The organism is Cellulomonas fimi, assembly GCF_012952065.1.
GTDB classification, from domain to species: domain Bacteria; phylum Actinomycetota; class Actinomycetes; order Actinomycetales; family Cellulomonadaceae; genus Pengzhenrongella; species Pengzhenrongella fimi_A.
In genome coordinates, this window is record NZ_JABCJJ010000001.1 from 107,106 (window position 1) to 132,159 (window position 25,054).

22 protein-coding genes are annotated in these 25,054 nt (G+C 71.4%); 11 read left to right on the forward strand and 11 right to left on the reverse strand.

All coding sequences use genetic code 11. The features are described from left to right. Positions 1-152: 152 nt before the first annotated feature. Together HIR71_RS00550 and HIR71_RS00555 are read left to right on the forward strand one after the other, a co-directional pair. On the forward strand, positions 153-1,574 hold the full coding sequence (locus HIR71_RS00550; protein WP_211373601.1) for a glycosyltransferase family 2 protein: 1,422 nt from the start codon (positions 153-155) through the stop codon (positions 1,572-1,574). 84 nt (positions 1,575-1,658) lie between these two features. Further along, positions 1,659-2,174, forward strand: coding sequence for a tRNA (cytidine(34)-2'-O)-methyltransferase (locus tag HIR71_RS00555; RefSeq protein ID WP_169322655.1), 516 nt, complete (start codon positions 1,659-1,661; stop codon positions 2,172-2,174). Positions 2,175-2,215: 41 nt separating this feature from the next. On the opposite strand, the gene HIR71_RS00560 is transcribed toward HIR71_RS00555, so the two are convergent. The 8 genes from HIR71_RS00560 to HIR71_RS00595 form a co-directional block, all read right to left on the reverse strand. Beyond that, positions 2,216-3,136 carry an AEC family transporter gene (locus HIR71_RS00560; RefSeq protein WP_169322656.1) on the reverse strand — a complete coding sequence of 307 codons (921 nt, stop codon included), beginning with the start codon at positions 3,134-3,136 and terminating at the stop codon, positions 2,216-2,218. A 28-nt stretch (positions 3,137-3,164) separates the two neighbouring features. Next, on the reverse strand, positions 3,165-4,493 hold the full coding sequence (locus HIR71_RS00565) for an AGE family epimerase/isomerase (RefSeq protein ID WP_311835999.1): 1,329 nt from the start codon (positions 4,491-4,493) through the stop codon (positions 3,165-3,167). Between the two features lie 111 nt (positions 4,494-4,604). Continuing rightward, the gene (locus HIR71_RS00570) at positions 4,605-5,537 is read right to left on the reverse strand and encodes an ABC transporter permease (protein WP_169322657.1); all 933 of its coding nucleotides are present in this window, start codon (positions 5,535-5,537) and stop codon (positions 4,605-4,607) included. Further along, complete coding sequence (locus HIR71_RS00575) at positions 5,537-6,472, reverse strand: ABC transporter permease (protein WP_169322658.1); 936 nt, start codon at positions 6,470-6,472, stop codon at positions 5,537-5,539. The genes HIR71_RS00570 and HIR71_RS00575 overlap by 1 nt, the downstream gene beginning before the upstream one ends. Beyond that, positions 6,469-7,611, reverse strand: coding sequence for an ABC transporter ATP-binding protein (locus HIR71_RS00580; RefSeq protein ID WP_169322659.1), 1,143 nt, complete (start codon positions 7,609-7,611; stop codon positions 6,469-6,471). The genes HIR71_RS00575 and HIR71_RS00580 overlap by 4 nt, the downstream gene beginning before the upstream one ends. A gap of 5 nt (positions 7,612-7,616) precedes the next feature. Next, positions 7,617-8,846: an extracellular solute-binding protein gene (locus HIR71_RS00585; protein WP_169322660.1), complete on the reverse strand. Its 1,230-nt coding sequence runs from the start codon at positions 8,844-8,846 to the stop codon at positions 7,617-7,619. A 150-nt stretch (positions 8,847-8,996) separates the two neighbouring features. Then, positions 8,997-10,010 carry a LacI family DNA-binding transcriptional regulator gene (locus HIR71_RS00590; RefSeq protein WP_169322661.1) on the reverse strand — a complete coding sequence of 338 codons (1,014 nt, stop codon included), beginning with the start codon at positions 10,008-10,010 and terminating at the stop codon, positions 8,997-8,999. Between the two features lie 292 nt (positions 10,011-10,302). After that, on the reverse strand, positions 10,303-11,538 hold the full coding sequence (locus tag HIR71_RS00595; protein WP_169322662.1) for an extracellular solute-binding protein: 1,236 nt from the start codon (positions 11,536-11,538) through the stop codon (positions 10,303-10,305). Between the two features lie 596 nt (positions 11,539-12,134). Here HIR71_RS00595 and manD point away from each other — a divergent pair. The 3 genes from manD to HIR71_RS00610 are packed head-to-tail and all read left to right on the forward strand — an operon-like array spanning position 12,135 to position 16,048. Continuing rightward, a complete protein-coding gene (manD, locus tag HIR71_RS00600; RefSeq protein WP_169322847.1) occupies positions 12,135-13,361 on the forward strand; it encodes a D-mannonate dehydratase ManD in 1,227 nt (408 codons plus the stop codon). A 21-nt stretch (positions 13,362-13,382) separates the two neighbouring features. Further along, positions 13,383-14,426 (forward strand): Gfo/Idh/MocA family protein, encoded by a 1,044-nt coding sequence (locus HIR71_RS00605; RefSeq protein WP_169322663.1) that lies wholly within the window; start codon positions 13,383-13,385, stop codon positions 14,424-14,426. Then, a complete protein-coding gene (locus HIR71_RS00610) occupies positions 14,423-16,048 on the forward strand; it encodes a UxaA family hydrolase (protein ID WP_169322664.1) in 1,626 nt (541 codons plus the stop codon). Before HIR71_RS00605 ends, HIR71_RS00610 begins: the two co-directional genes overlap by 4 nt. 63 nt (positions 16,049-16,111) lie before the next feature. On the opposite strand, the gene nhaA is transcribed toward HIR71_RS00610, so the two are convergent. The 3 genes from nhaA to HIR71_RS00625 are packed head-to-tail and all read right to left on the reverse strand — an operon-like array spanning position 16,112 to position 19,297. Beyond that, the gene (nhaA, locus tag HIR71_RS00615; RefSeq protein WP_169322665.1) at positions 16,112-17,359 is read right to left on the reverse strand and encodes a Na+/H+ antiporter NhaA; all 1,248 of its coding nucleotides are present in this window, start codon (positions 17,357-17,359) and stop codon (positions 16,112-16,114) included. Positions 17,360-17,390: 31 nt separating this feature from the next. Beyond that, a complete protein-coding gene (locus HIR71_RS00620) occupies positions 17,391-18,299 on the reverse strand; it encodes an NAD(P)-dependent oxidoreductase (protein WP_169322666.1) in 909 nt (302 codons plus the stop codon). Next, positions 18,296-19,297: a DUF4862 family protein gene (locus tag HIR71_RS00625; protein ID WP_249051433.1), complete on the reverse strand. Its 1,002-nt coding sequence runs from the start codon at positions 19,295-19,297 to the stop codon at positions 18,296-18,298. The genes HIR71_RS00620 and HIR71_RS00625 overlap by 4 nt, the downstream gene beginning before the upstream one ends. 286 nt (positions 19,298-19,583) lie before the next feature. On the opposite strand from HIR71_RS00625, the gene HIR71_RS00630 reads away from it, so the two are divergent. From HIR71_RS00630 to HIR71_RS00655, 6 genes are all read left to right on the forward strand, one after another. Next, entirely contained in the window at positions 19,584-20,630 is a 1,047-nt protein-coding gene (locus HIR71_RS00630) for a TRAP transporter substrate-binding protein (RefSeq protein WP_169322667.1), read from the forward strand. A 28-nt stretch (positions 20,631-20,658) separates the two neighbouring features. Continuing rightward, complete coding sequence (locus HIR71_RS00635) at positions 20,659-21,162, forward strand: TRAP transporter small permease (protein ID WP_169322668.1); 504 nt, start codon at positions 20,659-20,661, stop codon at positions 21,160-21,162. Between the two features lie 14 nt (positions 21,163-21,176). Further along, entirely contained in the window at positions 21,177-22,487 is a 1,311-nt protein-coding gene (locus tag HIR71_RS00640) for a TRAP transporter large permease (RefSeq protein WP_169322669.1), read from the forward strand. A gap of 67 nt (positions 22,488-22,554) precedes the next feature. Next, complete coding sequence (kduI, locus tag HIR71_RS00645; protein WP_169322670.1) at positions 22,555-23,394, forward strand: 5-dehydro-4-deoxy-D-glucuronate isomerase; 840 nt, start codon at positions 22,555-22,557, stop codon at positions 23,392-23,394. A gap of 26 nt (positions 23,395-23,420) precedes the next feature. Beyond that, positions 23,421-24,230, forward strand: a complete 810-nt coding sequence (locus tag HIR71_RS00650; protein WP_169322671.1) for an IclR family transcriptional regulator — start codon at positions 23,421-23,423, stop codon at positions 24,228-24,230. Between the two features lie 23 nt (positions 24,231-24,253). Next, positions 24,254-25,045, forward strand: coding sequence for an SDR family oxidoreductase (locus HIR71_RS00655; RefSeq protein WP_169322672.1), 792 nt, complete (start codon positions 24,254-24,256; stop codon positions 25,043-25,045). Positions 25,046-25,054 lie beyond the last annotated feature (9 nt).

Below are 25,054 nucleotides of genomic sequence, written 5' to 3' on the forward strand. Positions count from 1 at the left end.
CTGACGCTCCGTGCGAGCGACGAGAGGCTCGGACCTTCGGGTCCGGGCCTCTCGTGCTGTCGGGTGACGGCGAGGGGTGAAACCGGTCCGCGGCGCGGGTGAACTCCGCCCGAGGGCCGCAGCTCGAGCCTCCTCGGGCCGAACGTCCACCCGTGGATCCTGTCGGTGTCGTCCGGCGGTCGGCGGTCCGGGGCCGCTCCGACCTGCTCGGCGACCTCGGGTTCCCCGACCCGGGCCGGCCTGAGGCGGCCTCCGAGGAGCCCCCGGCGCGCGGTCGCTACATCCCGGTCGTCACGAAGTTCTGGATCGCGGTGGTCGCCACGATCCTGTGGGTCACGCTCTCCGCCCTGATCTCGGCGCCGTGGGTGCGCGAGTTGACTCCCGTCGTCGGCGTCGTGCTCGCCTACACGATCGTCACGCTCGTGGCCTACCTGCCCGGCGCGATCGTCGCCTTCCTCGGGGCGTCCCTGCTGCTGGACCGACAACCCGCGCTCAAGGTGCGTGACCCCACGACACCGATCTCGATCGTCCTCGCGGCGCGCAACGAAGAGGCCGGGATCGACATGACGCTCCGCGCCGCCGCGCGGGCCCGGTACGCGGGCCCGGTGACGTACGTGCTCGCGGACAACGGCTCGACCGACCGGACCGTCGAGATCGCGCGAGCGACGGCCGAGGCGCTCGGCATCGACCTCGTCGTCGTGCGCGAGCCGACCCCGGGCAAGTCGCACGCGCTCAACCGCGCGCTCGAGGGGATCACGACGCCGTACGTCATCACGGTCGACGCCGACACCCTGCTCCACGCCGACGCCCTCCGGCGCCTGATCTCCCGGCTTGAGTCCGCGCCGTCGGACACGGTGGCCGTGGCGGGGACCGTGCTGGTGCGGAACTCGCGCGCGAACCTGCTCACGCGGGTGCAGGAGTGGGACTACTACCTCGGCATCGCCGCAGTGAAGCGGATGCAGGGGCTGTACCAGGCGACGCTCGTCGCGCAGGGCGCCTTCTCGGTCTACGTGACCACGGCGGTCCGGGAGATCGGCGGGTGGCCGGACGCGATCGGCGAGGACATCGTCGTGACGTGGCGGCTCATGGAGTACGGCAACCGCGTGTTCTTCGAGCCGACGGCGGTCGCGTTCACCGACGCCCCGCTCGAGGTCACGCACTTCCTGCGGCAGCGGGCGCGGTGGGCACGTGGGATGTTCGAGGGGATCAGCGCGGTGCCGCCGTGGAAGCAGACGCGACCGATGACCAGGTTCGTCGCCGGGATCGACCTGCTGATCCCGTTCCTCGACGTCGGGTACGTGCTGGTGTGGCTGCCCGGTGTCGTGCTCGCGCTCTTCGGGATCCCGCTCATCGTGTCGGTGTGGACGCTCGCGGTGCTGCCGATCACGCTCCTCATGTACGGCGGCCTGCGGACGTACCAGTCGCGCTATGTGTTCGGTCCGCTGGACCTGCGGGTGCGCAAGAACCGGGTCGGGTACCTGGTGTTCCTGCTGGGGTACCAGGTCCTCTGCTCGACGGCGTCCCTCGTCGGGTACGCGCAGCACCTCGCCGGGACGTCACGCCGCTGGAAGTGACCGTGGGGCGTGACGCGCGGTCCGGCACGCGCCGTCGGGGTGGGAGCGGCGGGGTGGGAGCGGCAGGGTGGGAGCATCGTCCCCGTGCTCCACATCGTCTTCTTCTCCCCGCGCATCCCGCAGAACACCGGCAACGCGATCCGCCTCGCGGCCGTGACCGGCGCGACGCTCCACCTCGTCGAGCCGCTCGGGTTCGACCTGTCGGAGCCCAAGCTGCGCCGGGCGGGACTGGACTACCACGACCTGGCGAACGTCGTCGTGCACCGCGATCTCGAGGCGGCGTGGGCCGCGCTGCCCGAGGCGCGGGTCTTCGCCTTCGCGACGCGCGGGACGCGGTCGTTCACCGACGTCGCGTACCGCGACGGGGACGCGCTGCTCTTCGGCCCCGAGCCGACGGGCCTGCCCGACGACGTCCTGGCGGACCCGCGCGTCACCGACCGGGTCCGGATCCCGATGCTGGCCGGGCGACGGTCGCTCAACCTCGCCAACTCGGCCGCGCTCGGCGTGTACGAGGCGTGGCGGCAGCTCGGGTTCGCCGGCGCGGCCCCTCACGCCGAGGTGTCAGAGCCGGCCCCGTTGTCCGAGCTGGGTGAGTCCTGAGCGTCACGTGGTTCTGACAGCTCGCGAGGGGCGTGGGTCAGTCAGCCGAGGACGGCCGCGATCACGAGCAGCACCGGGACTGCGAGGGCGGTGGTGAGGACGCCGGCGTCGCGCGCGAGCGGCTGACCGCGGCCGTACTGGATCGCGTAGACGAGCACGTTCTGCGCGGTCGGCAGGGCAGCCATCGTGACGACGGCGAGCAGTGCGGGCCCCTCGAGCCCGAGCGCCCGGCCGATGACGAGCGCGAGCGCCGGGTGCACCACCTCGCGCAGCACCGCGGCCAGCGCCAGCTCGCGGCGCGGGGCGGTCCCGCCGTCCGCGCGCGGGACCGCGAGCGCCATCCCGAAGGTCAGCAGGGCGAGCGGCGCCGCCGCGGCGCCGATCAGCGCGAACGGCTCGAACACGACCTCAGGCAGCCGCCAGGGGACGGCGGCGAGCAGCAGCCCGACGAGCGAGCCGACGATGATCGGGTTCCGCAGCGTGCGCCCGACGACGCCGCGCAGGCCCGGCTTGACCGTCGCCGTGTGGGCGTCGAGCACCGAGAAGGCGATCGGCGCCAGGACCAGGAGCTGGAACAGCAGCGTCGGGACGACCGCGACGGCGTCGCCCAGCAGGTACACCGCGAGCGGGAGCCCGATGTTCCCGGCGTTGACGTAGGACGCGGTCAGCGTCCCGACGACGACGTCGGGCGCGGGCCGGTGCCACACGAGGCGCAGGACGACCGCGGCGACGATCGCGACGACCGCCGTGCTCGACGCCGTGACGAGCGCCTGCCGCGAGATCAGCAGGTGCAGGTCGGCGTGCGCGACCGTCACGAGGAGGAGGCACGGAGTCGCGACCGCGAACGTCGCGCGCGCGAGGACCGTCTGCGCGCCCGGCCCGAGGGTCCCACGCCACCCGAGCACCCAGCCGCCGAGCACGATGGCCGCCATGGTGCCGAGCGCCGTCACCACCGCGCCCATGCTGCCCGCCCCCTGCCGTCGTCCGCCGTCAGGGCGCCGGCGGCTGGTCCCGCACAGCGGTCGCGAGGGCGGCGCCGAGCGGGAGCCGCGGCAGCAGCGTCGCCTGGAGCGCGTGGTAGACGTCCGCCTTGCCGGGGCGGATGGTCTCGGCCGGGCGGTTCTGCGGGTCGAGCTCGTGGTGCCACGACCCGTCGACGCGGTCGAGGAGGTGGGCGTCCGCGTAGGCCCACCAGGTGGCGTACCAGTCGCGGAACCGGTCGTCGCCGCATCCCTGCCACAGCGTGGTCGCCGCGCCGAGCGCCTCGCACAGCACCCAGTGCAGCCGCTGCCGGACCCGGGGGGTCCCGGTCCAGTCGACGGTGTACACGAAGCCGGGCGCACCGTCGACGTGCCAGCCCTCCCGGACGGCCGCGTCGAACAGCGCGACGGCGTCGTGCAGCAGGTCGTCGTCGGTCGCGTGCGGGCAGACGGACGACGCCATGCGCGCGGCCCGCACATGGAGCGCGAGCCGGCTCCACTCGAGCCAGTGGCCCATGGTCGAGCCGTACGGACGGAACGGGTCGTCCGGGGTGTCGATGTGGTGGTCGAGCAGCGGCGTCCACGCGGGGTCGAAGTGCTCGGGCAGGCGCCAGTCGTGCTCGCGCGCGAAGGCCAGCGCGCGCCGCGTGATGCGGGTCGCGCGGTCGAGCCACAGACCGTCGCCCGTCGCGGCGTACGCCGCGAGGAACGCCTCGACCGTGTGCATGTTCGAGTTCATGCCGCGGTAGTCGTCCAGCTTGCTGAAGGCGCGGTCCCACGCCTCGACCATCATCCCGGCGTCGTCGTCCCAGAAGCGGCGCTCGACCACGTCGAGGGCCTCGTCGAGCAGCTCGCGGGCGCCGGGGCGGCCGGCGACCAGGGCGCTGGAGGCGGCCAGCACGACGAACGAGTGCGGGTACGCCTGCTTGCGCTCGTCAGCCGGGGACCCGTCGTGCCCCACCGCGGTGAACCAGCCGCCGTGCGCCGCGTCGCGGAACCTGCCGCGCAGCGCTGCGACGCCGTGGTCCACGAGCGCCTCGCTGCCCTCGACACCCAGCAGCGCGCCGAGCGAGTACACGTGCGTCATGCGGCAGGTCACGTAGAGCGGCGGGGGAACCGACGGCATCACCGCGCCGCGCCGGTCGAGCCAGCCGAAGCCGCCGTCGGGCAGCGCCGCCCCGCGGCCGAACTCGAGCAGCCGGCGGGTCTCGGCGGCGAGCCACGCGTGGTGGGCGGGGGAGTCGATCGCGAACCTCGCGCGGTCCGACGGCGACAGGTCCGACGGCGACAGGTCCGACGACGCGGGATCCGACGACGCGGGGTGCCGAGCGGTGGTCACGAGAAGCCCTCCAGGACCGGTCGATGATCAGTGGGTTGCTCCCGAACCCGTGACGTCCGAGCGCTGACGTCCTGTCGGACGTCAGCGCTCGGACGCTGGCGGGCGCGAGGGTCAGTCCTCGCGGGACTCCTTGACGCGGGCGACGAGCTGGGTCGGGCTCACGTACCGCAGGGCGATGATCAGGATGACCATCATCGTCACGGTGTAGACCACCGCCATCGAGGAGACGAGCTGGCGCGCCTCACCACCGCCGGACGCCGTCATCGCGCGGTAGATCGCGACGACGAGGGTGTCGGTCTGCGGGCCGGACACCAGGTAGGTCAGCTCGAACATGCCGACCGTGCGGACCAGCACCAGGACCGAGGCGGCGAGGATCCCGGGGACCAGGAGCGGGCCGAGGATCTTGGTGAAGACCTGCCGCATGTTCGCCCCGGACATCCGGGCCGCGTTCTCGATCGTCGGGTTGATCTGCTCGATGAACGGCGTCATGGTCATGATCACGAACGGCACCGACGGCACCAGGTTGACCAGGATCACCGCGACCAGCGAGCGGCCGAGACCGAAGTTGTACATCACGGTGGCCAGCGGGATGCCGTAGGTGATCGGCGGCATCAGGACCGGCAGCAGGAACAGCAGCGTGATGATCCGCTTGAACGGGAAGTTCCGCCGCGCGAGCAGGTAGGCCGCGGGCACCCCGATCAGCACCGAGAGCACGATCACCACGATCGCGACCGTCAGGGTGACGCCGATGATCTGGGCCATGCCGAAGCGGTCCCACGCGCCGGTGTACCAGTCCGTCGTGAAGTTCTCGGGGAGCCACGTGTCGAACCACGGCTTGCCGAGCGAGTCCACGACGACGCTGACCAGGATCCCGATCAGGAAGATGAAGAACGCCGCCACGCCCGCCCAGACGAACCACGTCGAGGGGGACGCGACCAGTGCCTTCTCGCCGGGCGCCCGGGTGACCGAGCCCTTGCGGCGCGGCGGAGCCGGCGGGAGGTCGACCCCCGGCGCCGTGGTGTGTGCCGTGTCGGTGGCGGCCATCAGCCCTTGCCTCCCGTCGAACCCTTGTACATGAACGACCGCCAGACCAGCACCAGGGCGATGACGACGAGCTCGACGAGCCCCATCATGATCGCGATGGTCGAGGCCATCGGGTAGTCGTTGAGCTCGCCGAAGGCCCGGTAGGCCATCAGCGCCATCACACGTGTCTCACCCATCGCGTCACCGACGAGCCGGGCGGACGGGAAGACGCTGAACGCCAGGACGAAGGTGAGGATGAACGTCGTCGCCAGGCCGGGTGCGAGCAGCGGCAGGATGATCCGCCGGAACCGCTGGAACCAGCCCGCGCCCATGGTCTTCGCCGCGGCCTCGATCGACGGGTCGATGCCCGACAGGTAGGACGAGATCAGGAGGAACGCGAACGGGAACCCCGAGATGACCAGCGAGAAGACCACACCCCAGTAGTTGTTGACCAGGGTGAGCGGCTGGTCGATCAGCCCGATCTGGACGAGGAACCGGTTCAGCCAGCCCTGCCTCCCGGCGAAGATCAGCAGGCCCTGCGCGGTCAGGACGGTGCCGAGCGTGATCGGCAGGACGAGCAGGATGGTCAGCGTCTTCTTGCCACGGAACTTGTGCCGCAGCTTGAAGGCCACCGGGATCGACGCCAGCACGTTGAACAGCGCGACCGGCAGGGCCAGCCGCATCGTCAGGTAGATGGAGTCGAAGATGAACGGGTCCTTGAAGAAGGCGACGTAGTTCGACCAGATCCCGGCGCCCCACTGCTCCTGCATCGCCAGCGACGGCTGGAACGTGAGCCCGATCCCGTAGGTGAACGGGTAGATGAACAGGGCGACCGCGAACACCAGGGCCGGCACGAGCATGAGGAGCGAGGTGTCGATCCCGCGCTCGGCGAGCCTGTGCCGCCTGCTCGCCGTCGACTTCTCCGCGCGCGGACGTCGCACGGCCGGGGCACTCATGTCCGCACCTCGAGCAGCTCGCGCTCCTCGACGGACAGCCGGGACGGGTCGATCAGGTCGGCCTTGTAGACGAGCACGCGGCTCGGGTCGGCGGTGACCTGGACCTTGCTGCCGATGGCGGGGGAGTGGTCGGAGCGCACGTGCATGCTCTGCCCCCCGGGCGTGAGGACCCCGACAGCGAACTCCCGGCCGTGGTACTCGACCACGGACACCGTGGCGTCCGACGCGTTGCCGCCGCGCACGGGCACGGTCGGCGACGTGACGACGAGGTCCTCGGGCCGGATCGCGACCCGGACCTTCTCGCCGACGGCGACCGGCTCCACCGCGGTACCGCGCAGGGTCAGGCCCTGACCGGTCACCGTGGCCGTGCCGTTCTCGACGCTGACGACGTCGAGGTCGAGGATGTTGCGGTAGCCCATGAAGTCGGCGACGTGCCAGTTCACGGGGTTGTTGTGCAGCTCCTCGGGGGTCCCGACCTGCTGGACCCGGCCCTCGCGCAGGACGACGAGGCGGTCGGCCATCGACAGGGCCTCCTCCTGGTCGTGCGTCACGTAGATCGTGGTCAGGCCCAACGACTGGTGCAGCCGCCGGATCTCGCCGCGCATCTCGATGCGCAGCTTCGCGTCGAGGTTGGACAGCGGCTCGTCCATGAGCACGAGCCGCGGCTCGAGCACGACGGCGCGGGCGATCGCCACGCGCTGCTGCTGGCCGCCGGACAGCTGGCCGGGCAGCTTCTTCGCGTGCTGCTCGAGCTTGACCAGCGCGAGCGCCTCGGCGACGCGGCGCTTGATGTCGGCCTTCGCCACGCCCCGCATCTGCAGGCCGAACGCGATGTTCTTCTCGACCGTGAGGTGCGGGAAGAGGGCGTAGTTCTGGAACACCATCCCGAAGCCGCGGTTCTCCGCGGCCACGGTGTCGACGCGCTTGCCGTCGATCAGGATCTGCCCGTGGGTGAGCGGGAGGAGCCCCGCGAGGCAGTTGAGCGCGGTGGACTTCCCGCACCCCGACGGGCCGAGCAGGGCGATGAACTCCCCTGCCCGGACCGTCAGGTCGAGGTCCACCAGCGCGTGGGCGCCCCCGAAGCTCCGACCAACCCCCTGGAGCTCGAGCGACTCGAACTTGCTGGCAGCGATAGCCATGGTGATCAGCCCTCGAACTTCCCGGCGCCGACCTCGCGGTCCCAGATGTCGAACGCGGTGACGATGGCCGTCGCGTCGAGCTGGGTCTGGATGTCCTGCGACTCGATCGCCTCGTCGTACCAGTCACGGCCGAACTCGGCGATGACGTCCTGGGTCTCCTGCGGCGCCTTGTCGAGGGTCGCGCCCTCGATCGACGGACCGGGGTAGTGGTAGCCGTTGTCGTAGAACTTGGCGTTCTGCTCCGGGGTCAGGAGGTCCTGGAGCAGCAGCGTGATCGCCGACATCTTGTCCGCCGAGAGCCCCTTGGGGACCGCCGCGAAGTGCGAGTCGCTGATCCACGTGTAGTCGTCGAACTCTGTCACCTCGAGGGTGTTCGGGGCGCGGCCGTCGGCCCGCGGCTCGATGTCCCAGCCCATGGTGATCGGGGTCAGCGACCACGACCCGTCGGACATGTTGGTGATGACCTGGCCCGTGCCCGTCGGGTAGTTGTTGATGTACTGGCCGAGCTCCTTGAGGTACGCCCAGGTGTTGTCCCAGCCGTTCTCCGGGTCCTTGGGGTCGGTGTCGCCGAGCATGTACGGCAGACCCTGGAGCCACGTGCGGCCGGGGCCGCTGTTGGCCGGACGGGCGTACCCGAACTTGCCCGGGTTGGCCTTCGCCCAGTCGAGCAGCTCCTGCGGGGTGGTCGGCACGTCGGCGGCGGGGATCGCGCTCGGGTTGTGGCTCAGCAGCGGGCCACCGGGCGTCCACGACAGCAGCACGCCGTAGCCCTGCGCGAGCTCCTGCATGTCGGCGGCCGGCTGGATGTAGTTCTCCTGGTTGCTCAGGCGGTCGCCGAAGTCCTCGATCATCGGGACCCACAGGTCCTCGGCGATGCCCGCGGAGAGCGCGTCGTTGCCGGTGAGCACGATGTCGATCGACAGGTTGCCCGTGTCGACCTGAGGCTTGAGCGTACCGACGACGTCAGGTGCCCCACCGGTCTCGAAGGTGACGGACGAGATGACGTCGGGGTTCTCGTCGGCGAACGTCTCGATCGCGCCCTGGGCGAGCTTGAGCACGCCGCCGACGTCGAGGATGTTGAGGTCGACCGGCTCCGACGGGGTGTCCGGAACCTCGCTCGCGTCGCTCGCTGCGGGAGCGGCCGGCTCGTTCGCGTTGGGGGCGCTGCAGGCAGTGAGGGCCAGACCGACGGCCGCAACCCCGGCCACGAGGTGCAGTGGTTTGGTGGTTCGCATGGAGATCCTTCTCTCTGGTAGGGCCGGCGTCATCACCGGGCCGGGTCGTGCGTCGAGCTGTCGAGCGTCGAGCTGTCGGGCGGTGCGGGCGGTGCGGTGCGGGTCGGGTCGGGTCGGGTCGGACGGGCGGGGGCGGGGGCGGGTCGGGGATCAGGCGAGCTGGCGCAGGGCGACGTCGCCGCCGTGCGGCCCGGTCGAGGCGCGGACGACGAGCTGGACGGTCAGGTCGTGGTGGTGGGTGGGCGGTGTCGACGGGTCGCGCACCAGGTGCAGCAGCATGTCGACCCCGGCGCGGCCGGTGTTCACGAGCGGGATGCCCACGCTCGTGAGGCCGGGGGAGGTGAGCGCGGAGACGGGGATGTTGTCGGTGCCGACCACGCTGACGTCGTCGGGCACGCGGACGCCCCGCTGACGGAACCGCTCGAGGAGGCCGAACGCCAGCAGGTCGTTGTAGGCGATGACGGCGGTGGCGCCGCTCGCGAGCACGAGATCGCCGGCGGCGATGCCGCCGGACACGTAGGGCTGGAACGAGCCGAGGTTCACGACCTCGAGGTCCCCGTGCAGGGCACCCTGCGCCTCGACCGCGGCCGCGCGCTGGCGGTTGGACCACGACGTCGTCGGACCGCCCGCGTACGCGATCCGGCGGTGACCGAGGGCCAGGAGGTGCGCGACCGCCTGCCGGGTGCCCTCGTGGTTGTCGATCGTCACGGTGGGGATGTCGCCGGACTCGCGGTTGACCAGCACGAGGACGCACTCGCGGGCGAGCTCGGCGAGCACGGCGTCCGTCGCGCGCGGAGAGCACAGGACCATGCCGTCGACCTGCTTGGCGAGGTTCCGGACGAGCTCGGCCTCCTGGGTCGGGTCCTCGTCGGAGTCCGCGATGAAGACGGCGTAGCCCGCGGTGCGGGCGCGGCTCTGGACGCCCTTGGTCACCGAGGCGAAGAACGGGTTCTCGAGGTCGGGGACGACGAGACCGATGTTGCCGGTTCGCCCCGTGATGAGGCTGCGGGCCGCGAGGTTCGGCGTGTAGCCGAGGCCGCGGGCGGCCTCCAGGACCTTGACGCGCGTGGCGGGGGCGACCTCGTGCGGACGGGCCAGCGCGCGGGAGACGGTCGAGACCGAGACGCCGGCAACACGGGCGACATCGCGGGCGCTCACTGCCACGTGCCGTTCACCTCCATCGGTGTGCCGCCACCTCGGTGTGGCGCGGCGCCTAGTCTGCAAACCATTGCGACGTTTCGTCAAGTCTCTGTCACCGATTCGTGACCTGGGACAGGCGGCCGCGAGGTCGCGAACGACATTGCCGCAGGCCAGCGCGCTGGCGGTGCGGAGTGGAGTCCGCGGTCACGCGCGCTGCGAACTATCTCAGCGTTGCTCATCCACTCGGGGCGACGACGCGAAGACGGCCCGGGTGGACGAGGTGTCCACCCGGGCCGTCAGCAGGTCGAGCGGCGGGCTACTTGGTCTCGAACTTCCCCGCGCCGACCTCACGGTCCCAGATGTCGAACGCGGTGACGATGCTCGCGGCGTCGAGCTGGGCCTCGATGGTGTGCTTCGGGATCTCCGCGTCGTACCAGTCACGGTTGAACTCGGCGATCTCGTCCTGGATGTCCTGCGGCGCCTTGTCGAGCGTCGCTCCCTCGATCGACGGGCCCGGGTAGAGGTACCCCTGGTCGTACGCCTTGGCGTTCTGCTCCGGCGTCAGCACGTCGTTGAGCATGAGGAGGATGGCGGACTGCTTGTCGGCGGACAGGCCCCTCGGCATGGCCGCGTAGTGCGAGTCGCTGATCCACGTGAACTCGTCCAGCTTGCCGACCTGGAGCGTGTTGGGCGCGCGCCCGTCGAGACGGGGCTCGATGTCCCAGCCCATCGTGATCGGCGTCAGCGACCACGACCCGTCGGACATGTTGGTGATGACCTGGCCGGTGCCGGTCGGGTAGTTGTCGACGTACTGACCGAGCTCCTTGAGGTACGCCCAGGTCTTGTCCCAGTCGTTCTCCGGGTCCTTCGGGTCCGTGTCACCCAGGATGTAGGGCAGGCCCTGGAGCCACGTGCGGCCGGGACCGCTGTTGGCGGGGCGGGCGTAGCCGAACCTGCCCGGGTTCGCCTTCGCCCACGCGAGGACCTCCTCGGGCGTCGTCGGGACCTGGGACTCGGGCACCGCGTCCGGGTTGTAGCTGAGCATGGGACCGCCGGGGGTCCAGGTCAACAGGACGCCGTACTCCTGCGCGAGCTCCTGCATGTCGGCGGCCGGCTGGATGTAGTTCTCCATGTTGCTCAGCCGGTCCGGGAAGTCCGTCAGGACGGGCACCCAGAGGTCCTCGGTGATGCCCGAGGAGAGCCCGTCGTTGCCGGTCAGGACCAGGTCGATCGACAGGTTGCCGGCCTCGACCTGCGGCTTGAGCGTGCCGACGAGGTCGGGCGCGCCGCCGATCTCGAAGGTGATGGACGAGATGACGTCCGGGTTCTCGGCGGCGAAGTCCTGCATCGCGCGGCCCATCACCTTGTTCACCCCGCCGACGTCCAGGATGTTGAGGGCGACCGGGGCGGACGGCTTGTCGGGGACGTCGCCGGCGGCGGCGCTCTCGGCGGGCGCGGCCGGTGCTTCGGCGTTCGGGGCCGCGCACGCCCCGAGGAGCAGGCCGACGGCGGTGACGCCCGCGATCAGGTGCAGTGGCTTGGGTACACGCATGGGGTGGTCTTCCTTCTGTCAGGTCGCGGGCGTCGTCGCGCGCGCCGGGAGGTATCGGCCGCCCACGTCGGCGTCGGGCGGCGCACGTAGTCTGCAAACCATTGCGGGCCGCGCCAACCGTCGTCACGCAATCGTGATGTGCGGTGCACGCAGGCGGCGGGCAGCGATTTGAACGACCAGGCCAGGCGCGGCTTCACCCGGCGAGCGGTCTCCGAGCCCGCTCCCAATCGATGTCAGAACGCGTCATCTGCCGACCGGCACGCGGGATCGCGGCCGACGACCGCGACCACGACCGGACCACGACAAGGACCACGACCGGAACCACGACCGGGATCCGGACAGACCGCGACCGCGATGCCCGGGCTCGAGGGGGTGGTCCCGCCCCGTCGGCCCGCGTCGGGCGAACACCGCAGGTCGCAAACCGTTGCAGGCCAGATGAGACGCCGTGCAACGGCCGCTGCAAACACCCCGGAGTGGAACGCACGAAGGAGCGTTCTGCCTGGTCAGCCGCGCGCCGCCGCGCCCGAGGCCTGGCGCCGTTCTGCGCCGGCGTTGTAGAGTCGTTGCACCTCCAGGCACCCTCGAAGGGCATGTCCATGAAGATCGAGGCCGTCGACATCGTCGTCACCAGCCCCGGCCGCAACTTCGTGACCCTCAAGCTCACGACCACCGACGGCGTCGTCGGCCTCGGTGACGCGACACTGAACGGTCGCGAGCTCGCCGTCGCGTCCTACCTCCGCGACCACGTCGCGCCGCTGCTCGTCGGGCGGGAGGCGGACGACATCGAGGACACCTGGCAGTACCTCTACCGCGGGCCGTACTGGCGCCGCGGCCCGGTCACGATGTCCGCGATCGCCGCGGTCGACATGGCGCTGTGGGACATCAAGGGCAAGGCCGCCGGGATGCCGGTCTACCAGCTGCTCGGTGGCCGGAGCCGTCGTGGCGCGCTCGCCTACGCGCACACGTCGGGCTCCACGATCGAGTCGTTGTTCACCTCGATCCAGAACCACCTCGACGAGGGCTTCCGGGCGATCCGCATCCAGACGGGGGTGCCGGGACTGAAGAAGGTCTACGGCGTCGGCGCCGACCAGGCGAAGGGCCAGAAGTACGACTACGAGCCCGCGGGCCGCACCACCATCCCGGTCGAGGAAGGGTGGGACACGGGGTACTACCTGCGGCACATCCCGACGGTCTTCGAGGCCGTGCGCGCCGAGTTCGGCCCGGCGATGCCGCTGCTGCACGACGCGCACCACCGCCTGACTCCGAACCAGGCCGCCCAGCTGGGTCGCTCGCTCGAGCCGTACGACCTGTTCTGGCTCGAGGACGTGACGCCCGGTGAGAACCAGGAGGGCCTGCGGCGGGTGCGCTCGCAGACGACGACGCCGCTCGCCATCGGCGAGGTGTTCAACTCCGTCTTCGACTACCAGACGCTGATCACGGAGCAGCTGATCGACTACGTCCGCTCGTCGGCGACGCACACCGGCGGCATCACGGGCCTGAGGAAGATCATGGACTTCGCCGCGATCTACCAGATCAAGTCGGGCTTCCACGGCCCGACCGACGTCTCGCCCGTGGGCATGGCGGCCAACCTGCACCTCGACATCGCGCTGCACAACTTCGGGATCCAGGAGTACATGCCGCACAACGCGCGCACGCTCGAGGTGTTCCGGACCGGCTACACGTTCACCGACGGGCTGCTCGACCCGGGCGAGACGCCCGGGCTCGGCGTCGAGCTCGACGAGGAGGCGGCGGCGGCCCACCCGTACACGCCCGCCTACCTCCCGGTGAACCGGCTGCTCGACGGGACCGTCCATGACTGGTGACGCCCGGACGCAGGTGCAGCCGTGACCGAGCTCCGGGTCGGCCTGCTCGGCCCGAGCGGCATCGGCGCCACACACGCGACGGCCATCGCCCGCACCGACGGCGTCCGCCTCGTCGCGGTCGCGGGCGGGCGACCCGAGACCGGCCGGACAGCGGCCGAGCGGTACGGGACCCCGTGGTTCACCGACCTCGACGCGATGCTGGCCGACGACGACGCGGCGCTCGACGACGACACGACGCTCGACGTCGTCGTCGTCTGCTCCTCGAACGACGACCACGTCCGGGCCGCGTCCTCCGCGCTCGCGGCGGGCGTCCACGTGCTGGTCGAGAAACCGCTCGCGACGACGCTCGCCGACGCCGAGGCGCTCGTGAGGGCGGCGGACGAGGCAGCTGCCCGCGGCGTCGTCGCGGCGCTCGTGTCCCAGCGCCGGTTCGAGGCCGCCCACCAGCACCTCGCGGGACTCCTGCGCAGCGGCGCGCTGGGACGCGTCCTCGTGGTGAGCGGCGAGGTGCTGTGGTGGCGGCCCGCCGAGTACTTCGCGGCCGCACCCTGGCGGACCGCGCACCCGACCGGCGGCTCGCTCATCAACCAGGGCGTCCACACGCTCGACCTCATGCTGTGGCTCGCAGGACCGGCCGTCGAGGTCCGCGCGGTCGCCGGGCGCGTGCTGCACGGCACGCCGGCCGAGGACGTGACCGCGGTCGCCCTGCGGCACGCCTCGGGCGCGGTCGGGTCCCTCGTCACCTCGACCGCGGCCCGCCCCGGCGGCGACCCGCGGCTCACCCTGGTCACCGAGGCCGGGACGGTCGAGCTCGTCGGCTCGCAGGTCGCCCGGTGGGACGTCGACGCCGAGCCACCCCCGCCCGACGACGTCCCCGCGGGTGGCGCACGTCCCGACGGCATCGGGACCGTCGGCCACGAGCGGACCTGGCAGGACCTCGTGGGGGCGATCCGGGAACACCGGGCCCCCGCGGTGACGTTCCATGACGGACTCGAGGCAGTCCGGGTGATCGATGCCGTCTACCGCGCCGCACCACCCGCGCCCGTGACAGGAGAGAACGCATGACCGACACGGCCCCCGGCCTCGGCAGTACCGCTCCGGACCACGCCGCTCCAGACCACGCCGCCCCAGACCACGCCGCCCCCGGCCTCGCCGTCGCCCTCGACGAGGTGGCGCTGCTGCTCCGCCCCGACGACGACGTCGCCGTCCTCACCCGCGAGCTGCCGGCCGGCACGCGGGTCGCGACCACGCGCGGCGAGCTCGTGCTCCCGGCCGACGTGCCGCGCAGCCACAAGCTGGCGGTGCAGGACGTCGCCGCCGGGCAGCCGGTGCACAAGTACGGCCAGTCGATCGGCCGCGCGACGACGGGCATCCGGGCCGGCGAGCACGTGCACGCGCACAACCTCGGCATGGACGACTCCGAGCGCGCGTACGAGTTCGGCACGGTGCACGCCGAGCTGCCGGACCGCCCCGAGGACCGCGAGCGCACGTTCCTGGGCTACCACCGCGCCAACGGCAAGGTCGGCACGCGCAACTACATCGGCGTGCTCACGTCGGTGAACTGCTCGGCGTCGTCGGCAAAGATGATCGCCGACCAGTTCCGCGGGCTCGCGCTCGACGCGTTCGAGAACGTCGACGGGGTCGTCGCGCTGACGCACCAGAGCGGGTGCGGGCTGGTTCCCGGCTCGGTCGGCGCGAACACGCTGGTCCGGACGCTGCGCGGGTACGCCCAGCACCCCAACTTCGGCGGGCTGCTCGTGCTCGGGCTCGGCTGCGAGATGGTGCCGGTCCAGTCGCTCGTCGACGGGCTCGACCTGCCGGCGGACACCATCGTCGAGACGCTGACCATCCAGGACACCGGCGGCGTGCGCGCCACCGTGAAGGCCGGGGTCGAACGGATCCGCGCGATGCTCCCCGAGCTGGACGCGCGTCGTCGGGCCCCGGCGCCGATCAGCGAGCTCGTGCTCGGGCTGAACTGCGGCGGGTCCGACGGGTACTCGGGGATCACCGCCAACCCGGCGCTCGGCCGCGCGTCCGACCGCCTCGTCGCCGCGGGCGCGACGTCCGTGCTCGCCGAGACGCCCGAGGTGTTCGGCGCGGAGCACCTGCTCACGCGGCGCGCGGTGTCCGAGGAGGTCGGCCAGCGGCTCCTGCAGCGCATCGCCTGGTGGCAGGAGTACGCCGTGGCCGGTGGCGGGAGCCTCGACAACAACCCGTCCCCGGGCAACAAGGCGGGCGGGCTCACGACGATCCTCGAGAAGTCGCTCGGCGCGGTGGCCAAGGCCGGCCAGGCCGACCTCTCCGCCGTCTACGAGTACGCCGAGCCCATCACCGAGCGCGGGCTCGGCTTCATGGACACCCCCGGCTACGACCCCGTGTCGGTGACCGGGCTGGTCGCGGGCGGAGCGAACGTCGTGGTGTTCACGACCGGGCGCGGCTCGGTGTTCGGGTGCCGCCCGGCGCCGTCGATCAAGGTCGCGACGAACACCGAGATGTTCACGCGCATGGCCGACGACATGGACCTCAACGCCGGCCGCATCGTCGACGGCACGGCGACGCTCGACGCGGTCGGTGACGAGATCTTCGAGAAGATCCTCGCGACCGCGTCCGGCGAGAAGACCGTGAGCGAGGAGCTCGACATCGGCCAGGAGGAGTTCGTGCCGTGGCAGCTCGGCACGGTCACCTGACCCGCTCACCCGCTGACGCGCGGTCCCGCCCCGTCACGCCAGGTGCGAGTTCGAGCCTGCAGCTCACCGGAGGTCGTCCGGACTGAGGTCGTGCAGGCGCGCGTGCACGCGCGAGCGCCACGTCAGCAGGCTCGCCCCGAGCGCGGCCGCGGTCAGCGAGCCGAGGAGGATCGCCGCCTTGACGCGCTCGCCGTGCGGCGACGACTCGGCGAACGAGAGCTCGCCGATCAGCAGGGACACCGTGAACCCGATCCCGGCGACCACGGACACCGCGAGGAGGTCCGGCCACCGGGCGCTCGGGTCGAGGGTCGCCCGGGTGAGCTTCACCAGCAGGAACGTCGCGAGCAGGATGCCGATGGGCTTGCCGACCACGAGGCCGAGGAACACGCCCTGCGACGGCGGGTCGGTCGCGGCGTCGGCGAGCGCCGCGGGGTCCATGGCGACGCCGGCCGCGAAGAGCGCGAACACCGGCACGGCGAGCCCGGCGGAGACGGGCCGCCAGCGGTGCTCGAAGTGCTCCGCGAGACTCACCCTCTCGCCCGTGCGTGCGAGCGCAGGCACGGTGAAGCCGAGGACGACCCCCGCGATCGTGGCGTGGATCCCCGACATGTGCATGAACGCCCAGGCGAGGAGCGCGAGCGGGATGAGCACCCACGCCGTCATGCCGCGCCGGCGCACGAGGACCGCGAACAGCGCGATCACCGCGAACGCGGCACCGAGCCAGGCGAGCTGCAGCCCGGCGGTGTAGAAGATCGCGATGACGATGATGCCCAGCAGGTCGTCGACCACCGCGAGCGTGAGCAGGAACGCGCGCAGCGCCGTCGGCAGCCCCTTGCCGAAGATCGACAGCACCGCCACGGCGAACGCGATGTCGGTCGCGACCGGGATGGCCCACCCGTCGAGCGAACCGCCTTCTCCCAGCGAGTTGACCAGCACGTAGACCGTCGCAGGCACCGCTATGCCGCCCACCGCCGCGAGGATCGGCACGATCGCGGTCGAGGGCTTGCGGAGCTGCCCGTCGACCATCTCGCGCTTGAGCTCGAGCCCGACGACGAAGAAGAAGATCGCGAGCAGGCCGTCCTTCGCCCACTGGGCGATCGTCAGGTCGAGGCGCAGGGCCGCCGGCCCGACGACGGTGCCGCTCAGCGCCTCGTAGCCGTCGCGCCACGGCGAGTTGGCCCACACGAGGGCGACCACGGCGCCCGCGAGCAGCAGGATCGCGCCCGTGTTCTCGGCGCGGAGCGTGTCCGCGAAGTTCCGCCGGCTGCCCTCGTCCAGGCGGCCGAACAGGCGGTTCGGGCTCTCGGTCATCACACGTCCTCGAGGATCAGGTGGCAGGGTTTCATGAGCTGTGCCGGCCCGCAGGGGCCGACCGGGGGTCGAGACCGTCGACGTACGCCTGGACGACCGACATGTCGCTGTCACCCATCCCGGCTGAGGTTAGCCCGGCGAACACGTCCCGCAGGACGTCGAGCTGTGGTGTCATCGTCCCGCTGCGACGCGCCTCGGCCGCGGCGAAGCCCAGGTCCTTGAGCAGGAACCGCGCCGCTCCCGACGGGCTGTGGTCGTGCTCGGCGAGACGTCGCTTCTTGACCTCCATGAGCCGGCTGCCCGCGTAGCCGCCCCCGAGCAGGTCGAACAGGGCGCCCACGTCGAGCCCGGCGCGCTGCGCGACGACCGCTGCCTCGCTCAGCGCGGTGATCGTCGCCGCGACGATCATCTGGTTGCACGCCTTGGCCACCTGCCCGGCGCCGAGCGGCCCGAGGTGGACCACCGTGCCGGTCGCGGCCAGGACGGGCAGCGTGACCGCGACGTCGTCGTCGGACCCGCCCACCATGATCGAGAGGGTGCCCGCGACGGCGCCCTCCTCGCCGCCGCTGACGGGCGCGTCCACGATCCGGGCGAGCCCGCCGGTCAGGGCCCGCACCCGCGTGTCGAGCGCGCGGACCCCCTCGGGCGAGACCGTCGAGGACACCACGACGACCAGCGGCCGCACGATCCCGGCGAGCAGCCCGCCGGGACCGTCGAGCACGTCCTCGACGTCGGGCAGGTCGGGGACCATGAGCACGACGACGTCGCTCTGCGCCGCGACCTGCCGCGCGGTCGGCTGCCAGCGCGCCCCCGCCGCGACCACACCGTCCGCCGACTCCCGGCGACGCGCGGTCACGTGGAGCGGGAAGCCGGCCCGGAGGACGTGCCCGGCCATGGGTGCCCCCATGACGCCGAGCCCGATGTACCCGACCGCCGTCATGCGGCGGCCACCCGTGTCACCTGGGCGAGCGCGGCGCGCGCGACGGCGAGCCGCGTGACCACGTCGGCGTCCATCGGCCGCACCGCGATCTTGACCGCCACGAACGGGTCGTTGCCGCCGGCCCGCGCGGCGGCGAGCGTCGCGGCGGTCTCGTCGGGGCCGAGCAGGGACGCCGACGACGCGGCGAGCGCGGGATCGTCCCCGCACGGCGGGATGTGGGCGTCGTCCCAGACGGGTCCCCACGGGGTCTTGACGTCGGTCGCGCCCGAGAGCACGACGGCGCCGAGCAGGCCGGCGTCGACCGCGGCGGCGACGTGCTCCACGGGGGTGTGGGCGCTGCGCCCCTCGATCGCGGACCGACCCCAGTTGATGCTCACGCCGAGGGCGGTCGAGCCGCCGGCCGCGTCGACCGCGTCGACCGGGCGGCCGCCCGAGGCGCTCGCGAGCGCCGCGATCTCGTCGTCGAGCCTCAGGAAGCCCTTGACCGGGTCGCGTCCGGCGACGGGTGCGTCGACGTGCTCGAGCAGCAGGTCGGCGCCGAGGAGGTCCCAGGTGAGCAGCTCGCCGAGGGACCGCTCGAGCGCCTCGCGCGAGCCGCCCTGCGGCCCGGGGGCACTGTGCACCTGGATCGCGACGACGCTCGCGCGCCCGTGCTCGTCGGCGAGGCGGTGGGCCAGGTCCCGCGCCCGGGCGACGTCGGCGAGCGCGCGCCGGCGGCCGTCGTCGTCGGTCGAGGAGAGGCCGTAGGCCGCGTCGGCGCCCAGCCGCCGCATCACCACGGGGACGCACGTGAGGAGGAGATCCCACTCCGGGCGCAGGTTCCGCGCGGACCAGGCCGGCTCGAGGCTCGGTGCGTCCTCGAGCGCGAGCGGCAGCTCGAGCCCACCGATCGGCAGGTCGGCGAGCCCGGCGTAGAAGGCGGCCTCCGCGTCGGCGCCCGGCGGCGCCATCGCGTAGGCGCCGAGCAGCGGGGCGTGAGACCGGGTGGTGCTCGCCATGGGTGGTGGTCCTCTGCTCGGGCTGGCTCGGGTGGCTCGGTCGCGGCCACTCCAGTGTGTCGGATGCTCCGCCGACGGCCCGGGACCCCTCGTCTTTGCCAGGCCCCGATCCAGAGGTTAGCGTAAGTTCCGCACCTCGGAACCCAGTTCCATCCACGCGCTGATAGAGAGGTCAGCACGGCCGCACCGACGTCGTGGCGTCCTCCGCAGTGAGCAGTACGCACCAGTCAGCCCTACCCCGTCACCAGATGCGCTCACCCCGCGTGAGCAGCAGAGGAGCTCTCCCATGAGGCGAAACAAGGCCGTTTCGATCACCGCGCTGATCGGCGCGTCGGTCCTGGCGCTCACCGCGTGCAGCGCGGGCACCAGCCCGGCCGGCAACGGCGACAGCACGGCCGGCGGCGACAGCGGCGCCGCCGCCACCACGGTCATGAAGCTGGCGTTCAACCAGCCCGAGAACCACCCGCAGTACATCGCGCTCGAGGCGATGGGCGACCGGCTCAAGGAGCGCACGGACGGCGCCTACGACATCGAGGTATTCCCGAACGAGACGCTCGGCGCCCAGCGCGAGACCATCGAGCTGGTCCAGGCGGGGACGATCGAGATGGCCTTCGTCGGCGGGCCGCTGCTCGAGAACTTCAACCCGGACTTCGTGGTCTTCAACCTGCCCTTCACGTTCGACTCGCAGGACCACCAGCGCAAGGTGACCAACGACCCGGAGATCGTCGAGGAGCTCTACTCGTCGCTCGACGACCAGGGGATCCGCGTCGCAGGCGCCTTCCACGGCGGAGTGCGCTCGGTCTACAACTCGGAGAAGCCGATCAACACCCCCGAGGACCTCGCGGGCATGAAGATCCGTGTCATCGAGTCCGACACCAACATCGAGATGCTGCGCCTCATGGGCGGCACCGGGACCCCCATGGGGCAGGGCGAGGTCTACACCGCGATCCAGTCCGGCATCCTCGAGGGCGGCGAGAACAACGAGCTCATCTACGCCAACCTCAAGCACGCCGAGGTCGCGCCGTACTACAGCTACACGCGGCACCTGATGTTCCCCGACTACGTGATCATCAACCCGGCGATCCTCGAGGGCATGAGCGACGAGCACCGGGAGATCTTCGAGGAGGAGATGGCGAACGCCATCGAGGAGGAGGCCGACCTGTGGAAGTCGGAGGTCGAGGTCGCCAAGAAGGCAGCCGAAGCAGCCGGCGCGCAGTTCAACGAGGTCGACGCCAAGGCGTTCGCCGACGCCATCGGGCCGCTCACGGAGTCCAAGCTGACCACCGACGTCACCAAGGAGATCTACGCCAAGGTCCGCGCCGCGGCTGAGTGATCAGCCCCCGTCCCCGAAGGGGTCTGACATGACCGCAGTCAAGAGCGCGCTCGACCGCGCGCTGACGTGGGCCTGCGTGGTGCTGTTCGCCGTGCTCGTCGTCGACGTCGCGTGGCAGGTGTTCGCGCGCCAGGTGCTCGACAGCCCCAGCGGCTGGAGCGAGGAGCTGGCCAAGTACCTGTTCATCTGGTTGGGCCTCTTCGGGGCGGCGCTCGTCTTCGGCGAGCGCGGCCACATCGCCGTTGACTTCGCCGTGAAGAACCTCCCCGAGAGGGCCAAGGTCGTGGTCGCGGTGATCGTGCAGCTCGCGATCCTCGCCTTCACGGTGCTCGTGCTGATCTGGGGCGGGTACCGGGTCGTCGAGCTCGCCTGGGATCAGAACCTGACCGGCCTGCCGGTCAACGTGGGTCCGCTCTACCTGGCGCTGCCGATCTCCGGGGTCCTCATCGCCTTCTACACCGTCTACCACCTGGTCCGGATCCTCACCGGCGCGGAAGTCGCCGTCGAGGAAGCCGAGCCGGACGTCCTGTGAAGGAGGGCTGACCCATGGATCCCGCAGCACTTGCCGCGCTCATCCTCCTGGGCGGCATCGCCGTCTTCCTCCTGGTCGGGGCACCGATCAGCATCGCCGTCGGGCTCTCCTCGCTCACTGCGATGTTCGTCATCCTGGGCGTCGAGAACGGCGTCCTCACCTCGGCCCAGCAGGTCTTCCGGGGGATCAACTCGTTCCCCCTGCTCGCCATCCCGTTCTTCGTCCTCGCGGGCGTGATCATGAACAACGGCGGGATAGCCCTGCGGCTCGTCAACGCCGCCAAGGTGATGGTGGGCCGGATGCCCGGCTCCCTGGCCCAGACCAACATCGCGGCCAACGCGCTGTTCGGCGCGGTCAGCGGATCGGGCGTCGCGGCAGCGGCCGCCATCGGCTCGACCATCGGCCCGATCCAGGCGCGTGAGGGCTACGACAAGAAGTTCGCGGCCGCCGTGAACATCGCCTCGGCGCCCTCCGGGATGATCATCCCGCCGAGCAACCTGATGATCGTCTACTCGCTGGTCTCGGGTGCCTCCGTCGCCGCGCTGTTCGTCGCGGGGTACATCCCCGGGGCGATGTGGGCGATCGCGTGCATGCTCATCGTGTACTTCTACGCCAGGAAGCGTCCGGAGCTCAAGGTCACGGACCGGCTCACGTTCGCCCAGGGCGCGAAGATCGTCCTGGAGGCGGTCCCGGCGCTGCTGCTCATCGTCGTCGTGATCGGCGGCATCCTGTTCGGGTACTTCACCCCGACCGAGGGCTCGAACATCGCGGTCGTGTACTCGCTCGTCCTGGCGTTCATCTACCGGGCCGTCAAGGTCCGCGACATCCCGCGCATGCTCATGGACGCCACCCGCACGACGGCGGTCGTCATGTTCCTCATCGGCGTCTCGTCGATCATGGGCTTCGTCATGTCGTTCGCGAAGGTGCCGGCCATGGCCTCCGAGGCGATCTTCTCGATCAGCAGCAACCCGGTCGTCATCCTGCTGCTGATCGCCCTGATCCTGCTCATCCTCGGGTGCTTCATGGACCCGACGCCGGCGGTGCTGATCTTCACGCCGATCTTCCTGCCGATCGTCACGGCGATGGGGATCGATCCCGTGCACTTCGGGATCATGATGGTCTTCAGCCTCTCCATCGGGACGATCACCCCACCGGTCGGGCCGATCCTCTTCGTCGGCGCGAAGGTGGCGAACGTGTCGATCGAGGACGTCATCAGGCGGCTGCTCCCGTTCTTCGGAGCGCTGATCGTCGTGCTGGTCATGGTGATCTTCACGCCCGCGCTCTCGATGTGGCTCCCGACGACGATCGGCCTGATCACGCCCTAGCGCCCGGCCCCGGCGGGGCGGCGGCGACCCGCCGCCCCGCCGGCACCCACCCTTCGAAAGGTCTGTCATGGAACAGCGATACGCCACGAGCCCCGAGCACCTGCCGGGCATGGGCACCGCCGAGCTGCGGCGCCGCTACCTCGTCGAGAACCTCTTCGTCGACGACGAGGTCAACGCCGTCTACACCCACCACGACCGCGTGGTGCTGGTGGGTGTCCGGCCCGTCACCACCACGGTCGCGCTGCCGACGTTCCCCGAGATCCGCAGCGAGTACTTCTTCGCCCACCGCGAGGGCGGGATCGTCAACGTCGGCGGGCGCGGCACGATCTCGGTCGACGGCACGACGTACGACGTCGGCCACGGCTCGTGCCTGTACGTCGGGCGCGGCGCGACCGACGTGAGCTTCACGTCGTCGGACTCGGGCGGTGAGCAGGGGCCTGCGCGCTTCTACCTCGTCTCGGCGCCGGCCCACACCGCGTACCCGACGACGTTCGTCGAGGCGGGCCAGGGCGCCGTGCGTGAGCTGGGCGACCCGCTGACGTCGAACCGGCGCACGCTGAACCAGTACATCCACGAGAACGGCGTGCGCAGCTGCCAGGTGGTCATGGGTGTGACGACCCTGCACCCGGGCAGCATGTGGAACACCATGCCGGCGCACACCCACGACCGGCGGATGGAGGCCTACCTCTACTTCGACCTGCCCGACGACGCGCGCGTCATCCACCTCATGGGGGAGCCGTCCGAGACGCGCCACCTCGTGGTGGGCAACGAGCAGGCCACGATCTCGCCGAGCTGGTCGGTACACTCCGGCGTCGGTACGGCGAGCTACAGCTTCGTGTGGGCGATGGCGGGGGAGAACCAGTCGTTCGACGACATGGACGGCTTCCCCGTCACCGAGATGCGCTGACCCACCGAGCGACAGGCAGAGCAGCCATGGTCACCGACACCCCACCCCTGCGCACCGCCACGGTGGCCGCCGCCGACGCGACCTCGTCCGCCGTGCACGCCAGCGCGAGCGAGAAGACCCTCCTGGTGCTCGAGGCTGCGCTGACGCACGCCCGGTTCACCGACGTGGTGGAGGCGACGGGACTGGCGAAGGCCACGACGCACCGCATCCTCGCGACGCTCGTGGACCGGCAGTTCATCACGGTGGCCGACGACGGCTCCTACCTGCCCGGACCCAAGATCCTGTCGCTCGCCGGACGCGCGCTGCAGCGGATCGACATCGCGGCGATCGCCCAGCCGTTCGTCGACACGCTCGTGGACACGGTGCACTGCACGATCCACGTGGGCGTGGTCAACGGCGACGAGATCGTCTACCTGATCCGCACCGACTCCGACAAGCCGTACCAGATGCCGTCGCGGGTCGGGCACTCGATCCCCCTGCACTCGTCCGGGATCGGGAAGGTCGTGCTCAGCGGCTACACCGACGAGGCGCTCGAGCGCTTCGTCGCGCGGGCCGGGCTGCCTGCCCGCACCGCGCACACCATCACGACCCTCGAGGGGCTGCGCGCCGAGATCGCGCGGGTCCGCGAGCTGGGCTACGCGCTCGACCGGGAGGAGAACGTGCCCGGCGTCGGGTGCGTGGCCGCCCCCATCCGCGACCACACCGGCTCGATCCGGTACGGGCTCAGCATCTCGACGCTGACCCTCGAGCACACGACCGAGCAGATCGAGGCGATGGCCCCGCTCGCCGTCGAGACCGCGGACCAGATCTCCGCGGCCCTCGGCCACACCTTCTAGCACCAGAGAGCAGCACCAGAACCATGACGAGCACCACCGCCGCCCGCACCGACTACCTCGACAGCCTCTTCAGCCTCGACGGGCGGCTGGCGGTGGTCACGGGTGCGAGCAAGGGCATCGGGCTCGCCGTCGCGGACACGCTCGCGGCGGCCGGGGCCGACGTCGTCGGCGTCAGCCACAGCATGCCCACCGGCGCGAGCGACGCCCGGGACGCCGTGGAGGGGCACGGCCGCACGTTCACGCCGCTGCAGGCCGACTTCGGCGACCGCGCGCAGGTCGCGGCGCTCGCCGCCGACCTCGCCGGGCGGGGAGTCGACATCCTCGTCAACAACGGGGGCACGATCCGCCGGGCGCCCGCGGCCCAGCACCCCGACGAGGACTTCGACCACGTGGTCGACGTCAACCTCCGCTCGGCGTTCGTCCTCTCCCGCGAGGTCGGTCGCGCGATGCTCGAGCGCGGGCGCGGCAAGATCGTCAACACCGCCTCGATGCTGAGCTTCCAGGGCGGCATCAACGTGCCGGGGTACACGTCGTCGAAGTCCGCGGTCGCGGGCCTCACGAAGGCGCTCGCGAACGAGTGGGCGGGCCGCGGGGTGAACGTCAACGCGGTCGCGCCCGGCTACGTGGCCACCGCGAACACCAGCGCGCTGCGCGCGGACGCCGACCGCAACCAGGCGATCCTCGAGCGCATCCCGGCCGGCCGCTGGGCGGAGGCCGACGACATCGCCGGAGCCGTGCTCTTCCTGTCCTCGCGCGCCGCCGACTACGTCCACGGCGTCGTGCTCCCGGTCGACGGCGGCTGGCTCGCACGTTGACCCGTTCCC

Excerpts from the sequence above, each read along its gene's own strand:
- HIR71_RS00635 (WP_169322668.1), top strand. The coding sequence starts at position 20,659 with ATGACCGCAGTCAAGAGCGCGCTCGACCGCGCGCTGACGTGGGCCTGC.
- HIR71_RS00595 (WP_169322662.1), bottom strand. The coding sequence starts at position 11,538 with ATGCGTGTACCCAAGCCACTGCACCTGATCGCGGGCGTCACCGCCGTC.
- HIR71_RS00630 (WP_169322667.1), top strand. The coding sequence starts at position 19,584 with ATGAGGCGAAACAAGGCCGTTTCGATCACCGCGCTGATCGGCGCGTCG.
- HIR71_RS00640 (WP_169322669.1), top strand. The coding sequence starts at position 21,177 with ATGGATCCCGCAGCACTTGCCGCGCTCATCCTCCTGGGCGGCATCGCC.
- manD (WP_169322847.1), top strand. The coding sequence starts at position 12,135 with ATGAAGATCGAGGCCGTCGACATCGTCGTCACCAGCCCCGGCCGCAAC.
- HIR71_RS00580 (WP_169322659.1), bottom strand. The coding sequence starts at position 7,611 with ATGGCTATCGCTGCCAGCAAGTTCGAGTCGCTCGAGCTCCAGGGGGTT.
- HIR71_RS00650 (WP_169322671.1), top strand. The coding sequence starts at position 23,421 with ATGGTCACCGACACCCCACCCCTGCGCACCGCCACGGTGGCCGCCGCC.
- nhaA (WP_169322665.1), bottom strand. The coding sequence starts at position 17,359 with ATGACCGAGAGCCCGAACCGCCTGTTCGGCCGCCTGGACGAGGGCAGC.
- HIR71_RS00625 (WP_249051433.1), bottom strand. The coding sequence starts at position 19,297 with ATGGCGAGCACCACCCGGTCTCACGCCCCGCTGCTCGGCGCCTACGCG.
- HIR71_RS00655 (WP_169322672.1), top strand. The coding sequence starts at position 24,254 with ATGACGAGCACCACCGCCGCCCGCACCGACTACCTCGACAGCCTCTTC.
- HIR71_RS00575 (WP_169322658.1), bottom strand. The coding sequence starts at position 6,472 with ATGAGTGCCCCGGCCGTGCGACGTCCGCGCGCGGAGAAGTCGACGGCG.
- HIR71_RS00610 (WP_169322664.1), top strand. The coding sequence starts at position 14,423 with ATGACCGACACGGCCCCCGGCCTCGGCAGTACCGCTCCGGACCACGCC.
- HIR71_RS00560 (WP_169322656.1), bottom strand. The coding sequence starts at position 3,136 with ATGGGCGCGGTGGTGACGGCGCTCGGCACCATGGCGGCCATCGTGCTC.
- HIR71_RS00585 (WP_169322660.1), bottom strand. The coding sequence starts at position 8,846 with ATGCGAACCACCAAACCACTGCACCTCGTGGCCGGGGTTGCGGCCGTC.
- HIR71_RS00570 (WP_169322657.1), bottom strand. The coding sequence starts at position 5,537 with ATGGCCGCCACCGACACGGCACACACCACGGCGCCGGGGGTCGACCTC.
- HIR71_RS00620 (WP_169322666.1), bottom strand. The coding sequence starts at position 18,299 with ATGACGGCGGTCGGGTACATCGGGCTCGGCGTCATGGGGGCACCCATG.
- kduI (WP_169322670.1), top strand. The coding sequence starts at position 22,555 with ATGGAACAGCGATACGCCACGAGCCCCGAGCACCTGCCGGGCATGGGC.